This is a genomic window from Bacteroides cellulosilyticus DSM 14838 (assembly GCF_000158035.1).
Classification (GTDB): domain Bacteria; phylum Bacteroidota; class Bacteroidia; order Bacteroidales; family Bacteroidaceae; genus Bacteroides; species Bacteroides cellulosilyticus.
Window position 1 is genome coordinate 965,383 of record NZ_EQ973492.1, and the last position, 18,389, is coordinate 983,771.

An 18,389-nucleotide genomic window follows, 5' to 3' on the forward strand; every position below is an offset into this window, starting at 1 on the left:
TAGGCCTGTCGCGAAGATTCCAGCTCAATGCGTTTCTGCTTCGTGTTCAATATCTCCACGCTTACGGCATCCAGATCGCTCTGATTGGCAATGCCGTTTGCTATATAGTTGGATACTTGCTGATGGGTGCGTCCCAAGTCTTCCTGCAAAAGCTGATTCTGTTTCAACTGTTCATCCAGCAACAAAATGCCGAAATATAGCTGATTCACACGATCATTCAGTGCATACATATCCACTTCCTGCTTCCCGCGGTCTATCTCCGAAGTAGCCCGGGTCAGTTGCTTTTTGGAACGGATATCTCCACCGTCCCAGATGTTCTGCGACACTTCCAGCATCACCTGATACTGATCTTTGGGCATACTTTTTATATCGATTCCCGGAACGTCCACCGGCAGCTTTGTAACATCACTTTGATAAGTTGCTTTTCCTGAAAGGGTGAATTGTGGCAGATAGCCTTTTCCGGCATTCTCCAGGTTATACTCCCGGGCTTTCTCTATCAGACCGTATTGCCGCACCAGCGGATAATTGGTCTGCGCCGAGTGTTGGTATCCCTCCAGCGTGAGCTGCGCATGTGCCAGCATTGCCGCAAGAACAAAGGAAAAAGAGAGAATAGTTCGTTTCATTTCCATATACATTTCTTGTTTATTTCTTTATAGGACGCAAAGATAGAGCTTAAAAGTATATGGATACATTCTATTTGTGTGCAATGATGCTCTATTTATCCGATTACCAGTATTAAAAGACAGGAAAACCCTATGTTTTCTTATCTTTGCCACAGATATAGATAAATTAAAGGAGGAAAAGGATATGGAAAAGAGCAAACCTATGGAGCTTGGGCTTGGCGAGCTGCTGAGTAATCCAAACATCGTAAACAATAACAGTTTTCGCTTTATCAGCCGTGATCTCGGTGTTATCATCAGCTTTGCCCAAATGGATAGTATCCTCTTTAGCACAGGGAGGCCCTATCGCGCCAAAGAAAGCAGAATCATCCGGATACTGAAAGGTGAAGCACGGATTTCCATCAATCTGATAGAATATAAGATAAAGGAACCAATGATTATTATCAGTCCTTTCAATTCACTGATAGAAATTGTGGAAATCAGTGAGGATTATGACTTTCAGGTCATTGTTCCCGATAATAACTTTTTGCCCATCGCACAGGGAGGTGCACTGACGGATTCGTACACAAAGCATGGCATTTTCATTTTGCCCACAGAGGAAGAATTACCGCAAATCGATGCTTTCTTTTCAATGATATGGGACGCTGTGCACAAAGTGCCATTCCGCCGGGAAGTGGTACAACACTTGATTATGGCATTACTCTATAATATAAGGTATATACATGCAAAGAACGAAGAGTCCACCCCATTGCAGCTCTCACGTCAGGAAGAAGTATTCCGCCGCTTCATCGGGTTGGTTAATGAACACAGCAAACGTGAACGTAACATCAGTTTCTATGCAGATAAACTGTGTCTGACTCCTCATTATCTGAGTACGGTTATTCGTGAAGTAAGCGGGCAGACGGTAATGCAGTGGATTAACCAAGCCGTTATTCTTGAAGCCAAAGTACTGCTGAAACACAGTGACTTGTTGGTATTCCAAATCTCGGATGAACTGGGATTTCCCAATCCGTCATTCTTCAGCAAATTCTTTAAACGGATCACAGGGATGACACCGGCGGAATATCAAAAGAAACGCCACACCTAAGCGAGGCTGAAAATGAGAAACTTTCATCTTATAACAAGATGATACGCTTCTGCATAATATCCACCAATTGCGCTTTCAACAACTTGGCATTGATAGGCTTGGGCATATATCCATCGAATCCGCTTTCCATCACTTTCTGTTCATCCGAAGCATAGGCAAAGGCTGTAACGGCAATAATAGGAATCTTTGCAGAATACTTACGGATCTCCCGGGTAGCCTCGTACCCATCCATTACAGGCATATTGATATCCATCAATACAATCTGAGGATTATGTTTCCGGAACATTTCCACAGCCTCCATACCGTCCCAGGCATGAATCAAATGATAGTCGTACTTCAGGATGGATTCAAAAAGCTTATAATTGCTTGCATTATCTTCTGCAACCAGTATGGTCAATTTGTTTCTTTCTATCGAAACGGGTTGAATATCTTTGGGCATCTGTTTCTTGTCTTCCTTCACAGCCGGTTTGTAGGGAAGCGTAAACCAGAAAGTAGAGCCTTTACCCTCTTCCGATTCCACGCCGATTCTGCCACCCATATGATCCATCAATGTCTTACAGATAGAAAGTCCCAACCCGGTTCCCTGGGCAAAAGAGTTCAGCTTGACGAAACGCCCGAAAATGTTTTGTTGCTTATCCTTCGGAATTCCACATCCGGTATCGGCTACATAGAAATACAACTCATTCTCCCGCATTTCATAGCCAAAACGAATGCTGCCTTTTTCGGTAAACTTAATGGCATTTGTCACAAGGTTAATCATCAATTGGGACAAACGGTTCTTTTCCGTATAAGCCATACATGGCCCGGCAGGTTCCACAAACTCCAGTTTCACCGCATCCGTCTTCACTCTCAACAAGAAACCACGCTCCAGTTCCCTCATCAACTCATTCAGTTCGATATTAGAGTAATTCAACTCCAACGTTCCCGCCTCAATCTTCGACAAATCAAGAATATCACTGATGAGTTGCAGCAACAAGGTATTATTGTTTTCGATGATGCTGACATATTCCTGTTTTTCCTCTTCTTCCTCGGTAGACGCTAATATCCCCGAAAAACCGACAATAGCATTCAACGGGGTACGAATTTCATGACTCATATTAGCTAGGAAGGCCGACTTTAAACGATTGGATTCTTCGGCAAGCTCTTTTGCTGTCGTAAGTTCTTGTTCCATTTTCTTCCGGTTGGTGATGACAAGCGACGAGCCTACCAGTGTCAATGGCTTTCCATCTTCGTCACGAGCTTCTACGGCAGCCTGTGCTTCCACCCATTCCACCTTGTGCAGGTTGTTTTTCTGCACATTGACGATGCGGTATTCTTCTTTCACTTTTTCCGCCCGTCCTTCTATCAGGTCCCGGTAGGCCTGTTTCACCCGTTCACGGTCTTCCTTGAAGATTTTTGAGAAATACTGAGAATCGGGCACAGATAGTTGTGAATCTTCCACCTCCTGTTCGTCAGTACTCAGTTCAATCGGTCTATTGATATCACACAGGATTGTTTTGCTCTTCAGATCCCACTTCCAGGGTACGATGTTGGCAACATCAAGAGCCATCGCCAGTTTACTGTTGGTAGCACTCAACTTTTGCTGTGCTTTGTGCAGTTCTGTACTGTTCAGGCAGAAGATATCAATCATATTTCCCTGATGGGTTCCTTTCAATACCACATCGTAAAAAGTATCGATAGCTTTAAAGTAGTAAGGGAATGTGATGGCTCTTTTCTCCGTCAACGCCATCTTTGTAAAATGCAGGAATTCGGGCATGGATTCCGGGAATATTTCACTTCCTTTTCTGCCTATGACCTCTTCCTTACGATAGAAATGTTTCTCAAATTCCGAATTTACATTCCGATAAATCAATTCGATGGGATTACCGTTCTTATCGGTCACCAACTCTTCCTGCATATAGAGTATGGGCATATTGTTCACCAACATCTTATAAGTAGCCATTGCATCTATCTCGTTCTGTTGTGCTTTCTTCAATGCATTCAAGTTGCGAATACGATACAGGAAGAGCAGTGTAATAAGCAAAATAGAGAAAAGAGTTCCCAAGATAAAATACCGGTAATGCTCCCAAAACGTAGGCGGTTTATTCAGGAAACGGGTATTGGCAGGACACGTGGAAAGAGAAAGCCCGTCACGTACCAGTATTTCATAATTAATAACAGGCGCCCCGTCTGTGGGGATATAGCAAGGAATATGGCGTGCCTGTTTGTCTTTCAACACATCCGAAATGGTTTGAATCAATGCCGCATCATAACGATCCTGATTGTAAGTATATCCACCCAGCATACCTTCTTTTCCACTTGCTATATTTACCATACTCAAAGAAAAGATAGGAACGGAAGTAGCAGCTATAAGCTTATGAGAATTAGTGGCTAACATGCTAGTACCGGCAAATGCGTATTTGTAGAACCACGAGGCGAACAGAACTCCCGTTGTTTTAGTGTCTACGAAATACAGGGAATCCAACAGCTGATTGGTCGTCATATTTTCAGCAGACCAAAATTTATACTTGATATCCGGATACTTCGTATTCAGTTCTTGCTCGATAAGTACGGAGTTGTCTTGATTGACTTTGCGCCCGTCACCTATAAATATAAACTCTTTCATCCCGGGAATCATCAGTTTCATCAGGCGAATGTTTTCCGGGATATACAAATCAGCGTACAGATAAACTAAATTGTAGGGGTCAACCAAATAAGAAAGAGGAGTTCGTTCTTCAGGCGTAGAAGGCTGCCTGTGGATATAAGCCTCATAGGAATCTAAATAATCTTCCTGTGCACAAAGCACAATGGGAATATCTCCCCAAACTTTTCTATATTCATCCCGCAACAACAATGCCGAATTTCCCAGTAATAACAGCATGCGTGGAGAACGACCTTTGTATTTATCGAATATATTGCGCTTGGATTCTTCCAGAATGGAATCATTTTCAACCAGCAGCATATTCAGATGCTCTACGTAGAGAGTGATTCCAGGGTCTTTTTGAACGAATTCCGTAACGTTGGAAATAAGCCGGCTGCTCCAGGGAGATGATTCCGTATATGAGTTTATACAAAGGATATAACTTTTACCCTCTATCGCATCTTTTTGTGCAAAAGCCCAATTTACAGACAAGAGGTAGAAAAACAGAAGTAGAAGATATTGTTTCATCTGTACCAGAAGAATTTTATGTTATGCGAAATATTTGCTTGTTTCATTTTGCAACACAAAAGTAGCAAAAAAAGAAGAAATACAACTATATAAATAAAAAAGAGAACCTTTTTTTCTATAAAAGGTTCTCCATCATCAAATTCAGATGTATCTATAATTACTTTCGCATTTTTTCCCTTGCAATAGGACCGGTGTCCATAGATCACAATCACCACAAAACAGATGAACGGAAGGATGAATGACAGGTTCACAGCAGGCATACCCAGCAATGTACCACAGTCTATAATGCTTGCCTGAACCGGAGGTAATACCGAACCTCCGAGAATCGCCATAATCAATCCGGCAGCACCGAATTTGGCATCATCACCCAATCCCTGCAATGCTATACCGTAGATTGTGGGGAACATCAGAGACATACAAGCAGATACTCCTACGAGGCAGTACATTCCCCAGATATCCTGGAAACCAATCACCCCGGCCGTGAAGAAGCAAGCTGCAATAGCCAGTACTTTCAGCAACAGCCCCGGACTGAGATACCTCAGGATAAACGTACAGATGAAGCGGCTGGCACAGAAGATAATCATAGCCACAATGTTATATTGCTGTGAAAGCACTTCCGCAGCTTTCTCTTCCATTCCTTCCGACATGAAATAGCGCGTACCATATTGAATGATAAATGTCCAGCACATAATCTGCGCACCTACATAGAAGAACTGTGCGATCACTCCTTCGCGGTAATGGTGTATACCGAATATACGTTTCAATGTAGGCAGGAAGTTGATGTTATGAGACTGATCGCCATTCTTCGGCATCTTCACCATACGGATCACGATCAGCATAGCCAAAATGACAAGCCCGATAATCAGATAAGGCGCAATCAGTACCATCAGGTCTGAATCACGTACCGCAGCAAATTCTGTATCCGAAAGCTGGCTACGCTCCATCGTATCCATCGGGTTCAAGCGATTCTGAATAAAGTTCATCGCCACGTACATACCTAATAACGAGCCCATCGGATTGAAAGACTGTGCAAGGTTCAGTCGGCGTGTGGATGTAGCTTCATCGCCCATAGAAAGGATATAGGGATTACAGCTGGTTTCCAGAAACGAGAGTCCGCATGTCAATATAAAGTAGGCTATAAGGAAGGGATAGTAATTACCCGTCAGCATGGCGGGATAGAACAGGAATGCACCGATAGCATACAATCCCAGTCCCAGCAGTACCCCTGCTTTATATGAAAAGCGACGGATAAAAATAGCTGCGGGGAATGCCATGGCAAAATATCCGCCATAGAAAGCCACCTGCACCAGTGCCCCGTCGGTAACACTCATACGGAAAATCTTGGAAAAGGCTTTCACCATCGGATTCGTGATATCGTTGGCAAAGCCCCACAAGGCAAAGCAACTGGTGATAAGAATGAACGGAATGAGGTAGCTTACTCCGTCTTTACTGATAATGCTGTTTTTCTTAGTGTTGTTCTTCATGGTAGTTATTTCTTTGGCTGGGATTAGTCATAAAGGTAGAAAATACGCTCCATCGGTTGCCATTTCTCGGCGGCTGTGGAACCGGGTTTCACAAGCTGGAAGATGGCCATATAGTCTTCCCACTCCTGTTGTCGGGGCAAGGAAGCGAGGCGCTCCATAGCTGCATCCCAGTCAAACCCTACAGGCACTTCGACTATCATAAACAGGCGGGTGTCCAAAAGATATATTTCCATTTCCAGAATACCGGCTTCACGGATACCGGCAGGTATTTCGGGCCAGATAGTCCCTTGGCTGTGCCGGCGACGATATTCGGCTATCAACTGCGGATCGTCACGGAGTTCCAGTGTCCGGCAGATACGTTCCACCGGCTGATGATGCTCTTTGGCGGGATAACGTTTGATTGATGTGTCCATAGTAAATCAATATTGAAACGCAAATAAACACAGATTTTAGCAGATTAAAAAGTGATACGATAATTATCTACGCAAAGCAGTGTTTATCTGCGTTCCGGCTAAGTTATTAAATAAATTCTTTGATTTCTTCACGGCTGCCGATCTCTCCTTTGGCAATGGCTTGCACCAGGATATTACCGATAGCGGTTGCCTCTACAGGTCCGGCATAGACGGGAATACCCAAAGCCTCGGCTGTCAGGCGGTTCAGCAGTGAATTACGGCATCCGCCACCGATGATATTGAGCTGTTCTATCGGAGCGGGAAGCAGACGATTCAGTTGGTCTATTCCTTGCTTATAGCGCAGGGCGAGTGATTGGAGTACACAACGCACTACCTCACCGTAAGTTTCCGGTATAGGCTGTCCGTGCGCTTCACAATACTCCGCAATGGCATCCTCCATATCCACAGGGTTCTGGAATATTTTATCATCTACGTCAATGACGGATGGAATATCCGCAGATTCAGCGGCAGAAAGCAAGAAATCGTATTCACATCGCTCTCCTCTTTCTTTCCATTGTGCCATAAGACGTTGCAAGATCCAAAGCCCGGTGATATTCTGAAGAAAACGAATCTTACCGCCTACCCCGCCCTCATTGGTGAAGCCGGCCCGGCAAGCTTCTTCCGTGAGGATAGGCTCATCCAGTTCAACACCCAGCAGAGACCACGTACCGGAACTGAGGAAGGCACAACGGGATTTATCCACCTGTGTCGAAGGAATCGCATAAACAGCACTTGCCGTATCGTGCGAACCGACAGCTATGACATCCACTTCATCCGTCAGACCAATTTCTTCGGCAATCTCCCGTTTCAGTTTGCCACGTACCGTACCGGGCATCACAATGTCTCCAAAGAGATGTGCAGGTACTCCCAAACGATGGATGAGTGGCTGATTCCAAGTCCGGCTACGTGCATCAAGCAGTTCGGAAGTGGATGCAATGCAGTATTCATTATTTGCCACCCCTGTGAGGAAGTAACTGAAAAGATCGGGCATAAACAGAAGACGGTCTGCAACTTCCAATTGCGTATCACCACTTTTCTTCATGCTGTAAAGCTGGAAAAGTGTATTGATGGACATCACTTGTATGCCGGCTTCGGAATAGTGCCGAACAAAGTTGTCACCGAAAAACTCTTCCGGCAAACCATCCGTTCGGGGGTCACGATAACACACTGGGTTTCCCAGCAAGTTACCGTTACGGTCTATCAATCCAAAGTCCACGCCCCAGGTATCAATGCCAATGCTCCTGATATGATATCCCTTGCGCACCGCTTGCCGGAGTCCGTTCTTCATCTCATCAAACAGAGCCAGAAAATCCCAGTACACATGGTTTCCCATCCGCACCTGGCGGTTTGGAAAGCGGTACACCTCTTCCAGTTTCAGCGTACCCTGGCAGATGGAACCGGCCATAATGCGACCGCTTCCACCTCCAAAATCTACTGCCAGATAGGTATTCATCATTTAGTCTTCTTTCCTAAAATGTATGTTTCAAGATCGTCGATCTCTTCAGGAGTAAGTACTGTGTAGTCTCCTCCGGACTGGATCATGATGCGGCATGCCATTTCAAAGAACATAGCGCGTTCAAAAGCCTGGTCGAAGTCCTTGCCACACACCACCTGCCCATGTTTCAGCAAGAGGACGGAATTATGGTCTTTCAAAGCATCAATCACTCCCTGAGCCAATTCTTTCGATCCCGGACGATAATAAGGAACTACCGGAATCTCGCTTCCCACATGGCAGGGAATCTCTGCTGTTACGTTGAAGTTCGTAGGACGATTCTTCATACACGCCACAGCCGTGGCATAGTGTGACTGGAAATGCAGAACTACATTCACATCAGGACGCTCACGGAGTACTCCGAGATGGAAACCGCTTTCCATAGAGGGTTTCACTCCATTCAATACTTCTCCTGTAGAAAGGCGGCAGACAGCTACTTTTTCTTTAGGTAGAGAAGGTACCCATGAACCTGTTCCGGAAAGCAGGACTTCGTCACCAATGCGCCAGGAGATATTGCCGCTACTGCATATTGTCAATCCGGCATCTCCTACCCGATGCGCCTGGGCTATGAATTGTTCTATGTGTTCGTTTGTTATCATGTCTATTTCTATTTGTTATTTATAGATAGGTCCGTACGTTGTGCAGGCTCTGTAATCAGCTCCTTCTTTATCCATACCGAATGCATTCCAAGCAGCAGGACGGAATATCTTCTTCTCATCCACATTGTGCATGCAAACAGGAATACGAAGCATGGAAGCCAGCGTAATCAAATCCTGACCGATATGTCCGTAACTGATAGCACCATGATTGGCTCCCCAGTTATTCATTACCGAGTACACATCTTCAAATGCCGGTTTATCGCAAAGACGGGGCACAAACCAAGTAGTAGGCCAAGTACGGTCCGTACGTTCATCCAGCAGCTTGTGAACTTCCGGATCAATCTCTACCGTCCATCCCTCAGCAATCTGAAGCACAGGGCCAAGGCCTTTTACCAGATTCAGACGAGTCATAGTTACAGGCATTCCACCCTTCGACAGGAAGTTGGAAGAGAAACCACCTCCACGGAAATAATCACGGTTAGCAGGATACCAGGTGGTAGCTTCAAGACATTTCTCCATTTCAGCCTCGGAGATTTCCCAATGAGGTTTCATGACAGGTTCACCCTGTGCATTTGTTTGCTGGCCTGTACCGTCCAGAGTGGTAGCACCGGAGTTAATCAGATGGATAATACCATTAGCTGCCAAACCGGTCAATTCTTTACCCGTAACACGTTTCACAGCTTCAGGACTCCAATATGTACGCACGTCAGAGAATATCTGTGCACGGTTTGTCAGCAAATGACCGAAGAGCATGGCTACACCGTTGCAGGCATCATTTTCAGTAGCTACTACGTATGCTTCACGGATACCGTTCCAGTCAAAAGAAGTATTCAGCAGAGCTTCGGAGTAGTCACCATTCGGATAAAAATCCGTCCACTGGCGTTGTCCCTGGAAACCGGCGGCAATGGCATTGTGTCCAAGTGCTTCTTCCTTGAATCCCATTTCGCGAAGTTTCGGATTACCTTGTATAAGGTCGCGCATGATGAGGGTCATTTTCACAATAAACTCCCAATCTTCGTCTTTTTGCTCACGGGTCTTGGTCTTTGCGGGGAGGATTGAAATCCTTGCCCTCATTCTTCTTGCAATATTTCTCTGTCCATACCATGGCTTTAGCGAACTCTTCCTTATCATAGATACCTTCAGTCATGCGACGGATAATTTCGGTCAGGTCTACAGACTCGCAACGGATGCCCAGATATTCCTGGAAGAAATCCGGATTCACAATAGAACCGGCAATACCCATGGATACGCTACCCATCGACAGATAAGATTTTCCGCGCATGGTCGCTACTGCCTGTGCGGCACGTGCAAAACGAAGCAGTTTTTCTGCAACGTCGGTAGGGATGGAATTGTCATCCAGATCCTGCACATCACGTCCGTAAATGCCAAAAGCAGGTAATCCTTTTTGTGCATGTCCTGCCAGTACAGCTGCCAGATATACAGCTCCCGGACGTTCCGTACCGTTAAATCCCCAAACAGCTTTCGGATAATACGGATTCATGTCCATAGTCTCAGCACCGTAGCACCAGCAAGAGGTCACTGTGATAGTAGAACCCACGCCTTCGCGTTCAAACTTCTCGGCACAAGCCGCGCTTTCGGCTACGCGACCGATGGTACTGTCTGAAATCACACACTCCACAGGACTTCCGTCACCATTCTTCAAGTTACTGGTGATCAACTCGGCTACTGCTTTAGCCAGGTTCATTGTCTTTTCTTCAAGGCTTTCACGTACGCCACCCTGGCGGCCGTCGATAGTGGGACGAATCCCGATTTTCGGATACTTTTTCATGCTATCATTTATTTGGTTAATAAAACATCATCTATGCTGAACTGTGCTGAAATCAGTTTGTAAAAAAAGGCTATAAAGAGCCTCTTAAATTTACTTCCGTCGGCAGACAAACCTGTATGGGTTTGCCACTCAAGATGAAATCTGCCGTCAGGATTCCCATCTTTTGCCAATCAACACTCATCACTGTTATTCCCTTATCAATCACTTCATAAGCTGGCGTATCATTATAGGCTATCAAGCCGAAATCAACGCCACACGTCAAACCTGCCGCACGGCTCTTTTTCACAATCTCCACCACATCCACCTGACGAATGGCAATATAGGCTTCACCGGAATGCACTTCCCTGTCGTCCAAAGTCTCTATTATCTCACATTCCAATTGATGATCTGCACAATACTTCCTGAAATAATCGCACGTCTCCTTGGGATGCTTACTTTCCCGTGCCAGAAACAGGATAAGCTTGCGATAGTTCTGCAACCTATCTGACAATTGAGCCATAGCTGCGTAAAAGGCTTCACCGAAGTCCTGGCAGATGTATGAGTACTCCCGCTTATCAAATTGCCCGAAATCAAGCAGCAACAGGCGGGAAGAGTCTATCTTATAGAGATAAGGAGAAATCTTTTCATTATCGAAGTTCATTACCACGTATTTATTATAGCGGCCAATGGAATCGCGAAGAATAGCATTGAACAATGCCTCGTTATACTGATGAAACCACAGGTCTACCTTATAACGCGTAGAAAGGCGGCGGATGATGCTGTTATACAGCGTATCTTTAAAGGGTGAGTATTCATCGAGCAGCAGCAGGATATTTTTCTGGCGGTTCACCACATAGTAACCTTTACCAGGGGTAGAGTCGATAATCCCCCGCTCCTTCAGATCAATAAAAGCTTTAAAAACCGTGTCGCGGGAAACTTTATAATCGTGGCTCAGCTGATTGATGGAAGGCAGGGCGGTATCCGTCTTGTAACGTCCCATGGAAATATCCTGGCTGATCAAATCGGCCAGTTGTTTTACCTTCGTCGTTTGTTGCCCGAAAATTGTTTTCATATTGCGTATACAGGTTTAATCAAAGTAAGGATGACACAGGCAACTGTGCTGAACTGTGCTGGTGCAAAGAAAGATTATTTATTCTGAATCAGCAAGAAATAGGGATATGTTTTGCAGCATATAAAAAGCAAAAGCCCCGTTACATCTTTGCAATGCAACGGGGCGTTATCACTTTGTTATACAGAGATTATTTATACTCCGCCCACGATTTAATTGCCAGATCATCCAGCGTCATCGTACAGAAAGCATTGATGAAAGCACTTGCCAGGCGGGCATTCGTAATCAGCGGAACATTCAGGTCGATAGCGGCACGACGAATTTTATATCCGTTGCTCAACTCACCCGCAGTGAGGTTCTTCGGAATATTCACCACCATGTCGATCTCCTTTTTGTGCAGCATATCCAACGCTTGCGGCTGTTGGTTAGTCTCACTGGGCCAATACACCTGCGTATTCTCCACCCCATTCTCCGTAAGGAACTTACTGGTACCTCCCGTTGCAAAGAGCTTATACCCTTTTTGCTGAAGCAGACGGGCAGCGGAAAGCATTTCCACCTTCTGTTTCGGTGTACCGGTAGAAAGCAGGATATTCTTCTTCGGTATGCGGTAGCCTACAGAAAGCATAGCCTTCAGCACGGCACAGGACGTATCACTTCCGATACAACCTACTTCACCTGTAGATGCCATATCCACACCCAACACCGGGTCGGCCTTTTGCAAGCGATTGAAAGAGAACTGGCTGGCCTTGATGCCTACATAGTCCAGTTCAAAGAGATTCTTATTCGGCTTTTCTACCGGAAGCCCTAACATCACCTTCGTAGCCAGTTCGATAAGATTAATCTTCAGCACCTTGCTGACGAACGGGAAACTACGGGATGCACGTAGGTTACATTCAATCACCTTAATGTCATTCTCACGGGCCAGATACTGGATATTGAACGGACCGGAGATATTCAGTTCGCGTGCAATCTCACGACTGATACGCTTAATGCGGCGTACCGTCTCCACATAAAGCTTCTGAGGCGGAAATTGAATCGTAGCATCGCCCGAATGCACTCCGGCAAACTCAATATGTTCAGAGATAGCGTATGCCACAATTTCTCCATTCTGTGCCACCGCATCCATTTCCACCTCCTTGGCATGTTCGATGAATTGGCTGACAACCACCGGATGCTTCTTCGATACATTGGCCGCAAGTTGCAGGAAGCGTTCCAGTTCTTCCTGATTGGAACAAACGTTCATTGCAGCACCTGAAAGCACGTATGACGGACGCACAAGTACCGGGAAACCTACTTCTTCCACAAACTCGTTGATGTCATCCATGCTCGTAAGTTCGCGCCAGCGAGGCTGGTCTACTCCGATACGGTCCAGCATGGCAGAGAACTTCTCACGGTCTTCGGCATTGTCAATGCTTTTGGCGGAAGTACCGAGTATAGGCACCTTCTGCGCATCCAGACGCAGGGCAAGATTATTCGGTATCTGACCACCGGTAGAAACAATCACCCCGTGCGGATTTTCCAGTTCAAGGATATCCATTACCCGTTCGAAGGTAAGTTCGTCGAAGTAGAGGCGGTCGCACATATCATAGTCCGTAGATACGGTTTCGGGATTATAGTTGATCATAACGCTGCGATATCCCTCTTTACGGATGGTATTCAGTGCCTGTACACCGCACCAGTCAAACTCTACGGAAGACCCGATACGATACGCACCGGAACCAAGTACAACGATGGATTTACGGTCGCCGAGATAATGAACATCATTAGCGATGCCACTATACGTCAGATACAGGTAATTAGTCTGTGCAGGATATTCGGCAGCAAGAGTGTCTATTTGCTTCACCACAGGGACAATGCCAACGCTCTTACGATGATTGCGTACATAGAGGATACCGTCTTCCATGTCTCCTTCATAACCGATGGCGCGAGCTATCTGGAAATCGGAGAAACCTTGTACCTTGGCTTTTTTCAGCAATTCCAAAGGCAGATCGGCTATCTGTTTGTGGTTCTTACTCCACTGTTCCAACTCTTTGCTGGTGTTCATTATGTTCATCAGCTTCTCCAGAAACCACTTATCGATCTTCGTCAGTTCGTGCACCTGATCAACGGTATATCCGGCACGGAAAGCTTTGGATATGACGAAGATACGCTTGTCCGTCGGTTCACGGAGTGCCTTGTCTATATCAGAGATAACAAGTTCCTTATTTTCCACGAAACCATGCATCCCCTGTCCTATCATACGCAGACCTTTCTGAATGGCTTCTTCAAAAGTACGGCCGATAGCCATCACCTCGCCTACTGACTTCATGCTGGAACCCAGTTCCTTGTCTACACCATGGAACTTACCCAAGTCCCAACGGGGTATTTTGCAGACCACATAGTCCAATGCAGGTTCAAAGAAAGCACTTGTGGTTTTCGTTACAGAATTCTTCAGGTCGAACAATCCGTAGCCAAGACCGAGTTTTGCAGCAACGAAAGCAAGCGGATACCCCGTAGCTTTAGAAGCCAGAGCAGAAGAACGGCTCAAGCGGGCATTTACCTCAATCACTCTATAATCTTCACTTTCAGGATCATATGCATACTGCACATTACATTCTCCTACAATACCGATATGGCGAATAATACGGATAGCAAGTTCGCGCAGCTTATGATAATCGGAGTTACTTAGCGTCTGTGACGGAGCGATAACAATGGACTCTCCCGTATGGATGCCCAGCGGGTCGAAGTTCTCCATGTTACAAACGGTGATACAGTTGTCAAAGCGGTCGCGCACCACCTCATACTCCACTTCTTTCCATCCACGCAAGGATTTTTCCACAAGCACCTGCGGGGAGAAGGAGAAAGCTTTCTCAACCAATACATCCAGTTCTTCTTCATTGTCACAGAAGCCGGAACCCAGTCCGCCAAGCGCGTATGCAGCGCGGACAATCACCGGATAACCCAATTCGGCAGCAGCACGACGGGCATCAATGGCATTTTCTACGGCTTCGCTTTTAATAGTCTTTACATTGATTTCATTCAACTTATGCACGAAAATCTCACGGTCTTCCGTATTGATAATGGCTTGCACGGGAGTACCAAGAACTTTTACACCATATTTCTCAAAAACTCCGTCTTTGTAGAGGGCAACACCGCAGTTCAATGCCGTTTGTCCACCAAAGGCGAGCATAACGCCGTCCGGACGTTCTTTTTCGATGACTTTCTCTACAAAATAAGGAGTGACAGGCAGGAAATAAATCTGGTCGGCAACGCCTTCCGAAGTCTGCACAGTAGCGATGTTCGGATTGATAAGAACGGTGTAGATACCTTCTTCTTTCAAGGCTTTGAGTGCTTGGCTGCCGGAGTAGTCGAACTCACCTGCCTCACCGATTTTCAGTGCACCGGAACCGAGTAGCAGGACTTTCTTTATATTGTTTTCTTTCATTTCTATTTATTCATTATATTTCTAAAATCTATCTCAATTCTCCTCCTTCTGGAAGGAGGAGTACCCCAACGGGGGGGGAGGTGGTAGGTAAAGCAATAAAATACCTATGGATTATAAGGCTAAGGAATTTTTTTACCTACCACCCCGCCCTTTGGGCACCCCTCCTCCGTCGGAGGAGGGGAATTTAGATACTATTTTACAGCAGTTTCACGAACTCATCAAACAAAAACTCCGTATCCGTCGGCCCGCTGGCAGCTTCCGGATGGAATTGTGCAGAGAACCAGGGATTCCGTTTATGTTTAATGCCCTCATTAGACCCGTCGTTCATATTGATGAACAGCGGTTCCCAATCTTCCGTCAGCGTAGTGTTGTCCACTGCATAACCATGATTCTGCGAAGTGATGAAGCAACGCTCCGTGCCCACCATACGCACCGGCTGGTTGTGACTGCGATGACCATATTTCAGCTTGTATATCTTTGCTCCTCCTGCCTTACTCAGCAACTGATTTCCCATGCAGATACCGAAGATAGGTAGTTTTTCATTCTTCATTGCCCGGCGGATATTTTGCACCGCAGCATCACAGGTATCCGGATCACCCGGGCCGTTACTGATGAAAAGTCCGTCAAACTCCAGTTCATTATAATCATAATCCCAAGGCACACGGATGACTTCCACATCACGCTTCAGCAGACAGCGAAGAATATTGCTCTTCACTCCACAATCCACCAGGACTACTTTCTTCTTACCCGCACCTTCGTTGTACCGGATTATCTCCTTGCAACTCACCTTATCCACATAATTCACTCCCGCATACACGGCATCGGGCACATTCTCCGGTTCATCATCAAAAACAATCTTCCCCATCATCACGCCATGTTCGCGGAGCACCTTTGTCAGCTCACGTGTATCGATACCTGTGATGCCCGGCACCTGTTCACGCTTCAGCCAATCAGCAAGGCTTTCCACAGCGTTCCAATGGCTAAAGTCCTCACTATAATCACTTACAATGATGGCTTCCGCATGGATACGTTCACTTTCCATAAAGGTAGCCAGTCCATTCGGTTCGATAGTGAAAGGCGGCACACCATAATTGCCCACCAACGGATAAGTGAGCGTCATCAACTGTCCGGCATACGAGGGGTCAGTCAAGCTCTCGGGATACCCCGTCATAGCTGTGTTGAAAACCACCTCTCCCGCTACCGGCTTTTCGTAGCCAAACGACTTGCCGTGGAAGCGGCTCCCGTCGTCGAGGATAAGAGTTACATTTCTCATGTTAGTTAGTGATTAGTGTTTAGTGATAAGTGATTAATGTTAATCATTTATCACTAAACACTATTTCGTTAAAATTGATATACTTGTTCTATATAGTCAATAAAGGCATTATTCAGCATCTTCACCCCGCCCGGCGTAGGATAATCACCGCTGAAATACCAGTCTCCCCGATGATTGGGACAAGCCTCATGCAGCCCCTCCAACGGTTGGTATACGATTTCCACCTTCGCCTTTGTTCCGGCAGGTGTCAGCAGTTCCACCATCTTGGCGGAGATTTCCTCGTCAGTAAAGGGTGCATAGATATCCTTCACATAGTTCACCATTTGCTCCTTCGGCAACCCTACCTGGTCTTTCGATTTGCGGTAGGCAGCGGCAATCACATCTTTCATATCCCGGTCTTTCAGCAACTCGATGGCCGCTTTGAAAGCAATGAATTCACTCATCTTTGCCATGTCGATGCCGTAATAATCGGGATAACGTACCTGCGGGGAAGAAGAAACAATCACAATCTTCTTGGGGCCCAGACGGTCGAGAATACCGATGATACTCTGCTTCAGAGTGGTTCCGCGCACAATGGAGTCGTCGATAATGACAAGATTGTCCACACCCGGCACCAGACTGCCATAGGTGATATCATACACGTGCGCAGCCAAGTCATTGCGGCTGTTTCCTTCTGCAATAAACGTGCGCAGTTTGATGTCCTTGATGGCTACCTTTTCGCTACGGATACGGCGGGAAAGTATCTGTTCCAGCTCCTCCAGACTGGGACTATGTCCCAAGGAAGCGATCTGTTGCACTTTCTCTTCATTCAGATAATCATCCAGTCCCTGCAACATGCCGTAGAAAGCAACTTCCGCTGTATTCGGAATAAAGGAAAACACAGTATGGTCAAGGTCTTTATTGATGGCTTTCAAGATGTTAGGTATCAGTTTCTCACCCAATAGTTTACGTTCCCTGTAAATATCCACATCACTGCCTCGTGAGAAATAAATACGTTCGAAAGAACAGGATTTCACCTCGCGTACTTTATTGATTTGGGTGGTGCGCAGCTTGCCTGTCTTGTTAATCAGCAAGGCTTGTCCGGGCATCAATTCCTTAATGCTGTCTGCCAGCACATTGAAAGCGGTTTGTATCACAGGGCGTTCGCTGGCAAGCACTGCCACTTCATCATCCTGATACCAGAATGCAGGGCGGATTCCCCACGGATCGCGCACGGCAAACGATTCACCGCTTCCCGTCAGTCCGCATATCACATAGCCTCCGTCCCACTCCTTGCTCGAAGTACGCAGCACGTTTGCCAGGTCCATATGATCTTCTATATAGTGAGTCACGCCCATGCCTGTCAATCCTTCCGCTTCGGCAAGATTGAAGAGGCGCTCCACTTCACGGTCGAGACGGTGTCCCACTTGTTCCAGCATGATGTACGTATCGGCATACTTCCGCGGATGCTGGCCGATAGCAGTGATACGTGCAAAGATCTCATCCACGTTCGTCATGTTGAAATTGCCGCAAAGAGCGAGATTCTTAGCCCGCCAGTTGTTACGCCTCAGGAAAGGGTGCACATAGGAAATGCCGCTCTTTCCGGTAGTGGAATAGCGCAAGTGCCCCATGTAAGCCTCGCCCGCAAAAGGGAGGTACTTCTTAGCGTAATCCGCATCATGAAGCTGCTCTTTTGTCAGATCCTTAAAGTTGCTCTGCACCGTACCGAATATTTCGGTAATGGCGCCCGAACCGAGTGCACGCTCACGGAACATATACTCTTCACCGGGATTTGCTTCCAGCTTTACACAAGCCATACCGGCGCCCTCTTGTCCGCGGTTGTGCTGTTTCTCCATCAGAAGATAGAGTTTGTTCAAACCGTACATCCATGTGCCGTACTTCTGTTCATAGTATTCCAGAGGTTTCAGCAGGCGTATCATGGCAACGCCACATTCATGCTTCAGTTCTTCCATTCGATTGTTATATTGTTTATA

At 46.2% G+C, this 18,389-nt stretch carries 11 protein-coding genes and 1 pseudogene; 1 reads left to right on the top strand and 11 read right to left on the bottom strand.

What is annotated here, in order from left to right; translation table 11 throughout:
* On the bottom strand, nucleotides 1-629 hold a 629-nt coding region (locus BACCELL_RS22075; RefSeq protein ID WP_044154294.1), incomplete at its 3' end, for a TolC family protein.
* A 178-nt stretch (nucleotides 630-807) separates the two neighbouring features.
* Between BACCELL_RS22075 and BACCELL_RS22080 the strand changes: the two genes are divergently transcribed.
* The gene (locus tag BACCELL_RS22080; protein WP_044154190.1) at nucleotides 808-1,707 is read left to right on the top strand and encodes a helix-turn-helix domain-containing protein; all 900 of its coding nucleotides are present in this window, start codon (nucleotides 808-810) and stop codon (nucleotides 1,705-1,707) included.
* 28 nt (nucleotides 1,708-1,735) lie between these two features.
* Here BACCELL_RS22080 and BACCELL_RS22085 read toward each other — a convergent pair whose 3' ends face one another.
* The 10 genes and pseudogenes from BACCELL_RS22085 to BACCELL_RS22130 all read right to left on the bottom strand — a co-directional run bounded on the left by BACCELL_RS22085 (nucleotide 1,736) and on the right by BACCELL_RS22130 (nucleotide 18,368).
* Nucleotides 1,736-4,855: an ATP-binding protein gene (locus BACCELL_RS22085; RefSeq protein ID WP_007214313.1), complete on the bottom strand. Its 3,120-nt coding sequence runs from the start codon at nucleotides 4,853-4,855 to the stop codon at nucleotides 1,736-1,738.
* Nucleotides 4,852-6,339: an L-fucose:H+ symporter permease gene (fucP, locus tag BACCELL_RS22090; RefSeq protein WP_007214314.1), complete on the bottom strand. Its 1,488-nt coding sequence runs from the start codon at nucleotides 6,337-6,339 to the stop codon at nucleotides 4,852-4,854. Before fucP ends, BACCELL_RS22085 begins: the two co-directional genes overlap by 4 nt.
* 23 nt (nucleotides 6,340-6,362) lie before the next feature.
* Nucleotides 6,363-6,752, bottom strand: a complete 390-nt coding sequence (locus BACCELL_RS22095) for an L-rhamnose mutarotase (RefSeq protein ID WP_007214315.1) — start codon at nucleotides 6,750-6,752, stop codon at nucleotides 6,363-6,365.
* 106 nt (nucleotides 6,753-6,858) lie between these two features.
* On the bottom strand, nucleotides 6,859-8,244 hold the full coding sequence (locus BACCELL_RS22100) for a rhamnulokinase (RefSeq protein WP_044154296.1): 1,386 nt from the start codon (nucleotides 8,242-8,244) through the stop codon (nucleotides 6,859-6,861).
* Entirely contained in the window at nucleotides 8,244-8,882 is a 639-nt protein-coding gene (locus BACCELL_RS22105; RefSeq protein WP_007214317.1) for a class II aldolase/adducin family protein, read from the bottom strand. Before BACCELL_RS22105 ends, BACCELL_RS22100 begins: the two co-directional genes overlap by 1 nt.
* A 15-nt stretch (nucleotides 8,883-8,897) precedes the next feature.
* Nucleotides 8,898-10,671, bottom strand: a pseudogene (fucI, locus tag BACCELL_RS22110) (L-fucose isomerase).
* Between the two features lie 70 nt (nucleotides 10,672-10,741).
* Complete coding sequence (locus tag BACCELL_RS22115) at nucleotides 10,742-11,722, bottom strand: GntR family transcriptional regulator (protein WP_007214320.1); 981 nt, start codon at nucleotides 11,720-11,722, stop codon at nucleotides 10,742-10,744.
* Nucleotides 11,723-11,909: 187 nt separating this feature from the next.
* Entirely contained in the window at nucleotides 11,910-15,143 is a 3,234-nt protein-coding gene (gene carB / locus BACCELL_RS22120) for a carbamoyl-phosphate synthase (glutamine-hydrolyzing) large subunit (RefSeq protein ID WP_007214322.1), read from the bottom strand.
* 196 nt (nucleotides 15,144-15,339) lie between these two features.
* Nucleotides 15,340-16,416, bottom strand: a complete 1,077-nt coding sequence (carA, locus tag BACCELL_RS22125; protein ID WP_007214323.1) for a glutamine-hydrolyzing carbamoyl-phosphate synthase small subunit — start codon at nucleotides 16,414-16,416, stop codon at nucleotides 15,340-15,342.
* 68 nt (nucleotides 16,417-16,484) lie between these two features.
* A complete protein-coding gene (locus BACCELL_RS22130; RefSeq protein WP_007214324.1) occupies nucleotides 16,485-18,368 on the bottom strand; it encodes an amidophosphoribosyltransferase in 1,884 nt (627 codons plus the stop codon).
* Between the last annotated feature and the right edge of the window lie 21 nt (nucleotides 18,369-18,389).

Excerpts from the sequence above, each read along its gene's own strand:
- BACCELL_RS22080 (WP_044154190.1), top strand. The coding sequence starts at position 808 with ATGGAAAAGAGCAAACCTATGGAGCTTGGGCTTGGCGAGCTGCTGAGT.
- BACCELL_RS22085 (WP_007214313.1), bottom strand. The coding sequence starts at position 4,855 with ATGAAACAATATCTTCTACTTCTGTTTTTCTACCTCTTGTCTGTAAAT.
- fucP (WP_007214314.1), bottom strand. The coding sequence starts at position 6,339 with ATGAAGAACAACACTAAGAAAAACAGCATTATCAGTAAAGACGGAGTA.
- BACCELL_RS22095 (WP_007214315.1), bottom strand. The coding sequence starts at position 6,752 with ATGGACACATCAATCAAACGTTATCCCGCCAAAGAGCATCATCAGCCG.
- BACCELL_RS22100 (WP_044154296.1), bottom strand. The coding sequence starts at position 8,244 with ATGAATACCTATCTGGCAGTAGATTTTGGAGGTGGAAGCGGTCGCATT.
- BACCELL_RS22105 (WP_007214317.1), bottom strand. The coding sequence starts at position 8,882 with ATGATAACAAACGAACACATAGAACAATTCATAGCCCAGGCGCATCGG.
- BACCELL_RS22115 (WP_007214320.1), bottom strand. The coding sequence starts at position 11,722 with ATGAAAACAATTTTCGGGCAACAAACGACGAAGGTAAAACAACTGGCC.
- carB (WP_007214322.1), bottom strand. The coding sequence starts at position 15,143 with ATGAAAGAAAACAATATAAAGAAAGTCCTGCTACTCGGTTCCGGTGCA.
- carA (WP_007214323.1), bottom strand. The coding sequence starts at position 16,416 with ATGAGAAATGTAACTCTTATCCTCGACGACGGGAGCCGCTTCCACGGC.
- BACCELL_RS22130 (WP_007214324.1), bottom strand. The coding sequence starts at position 18,368 with ATGGAAGAACTGAAGCATGAATGTGGCGTTGCCATGATACGCCTGCTG.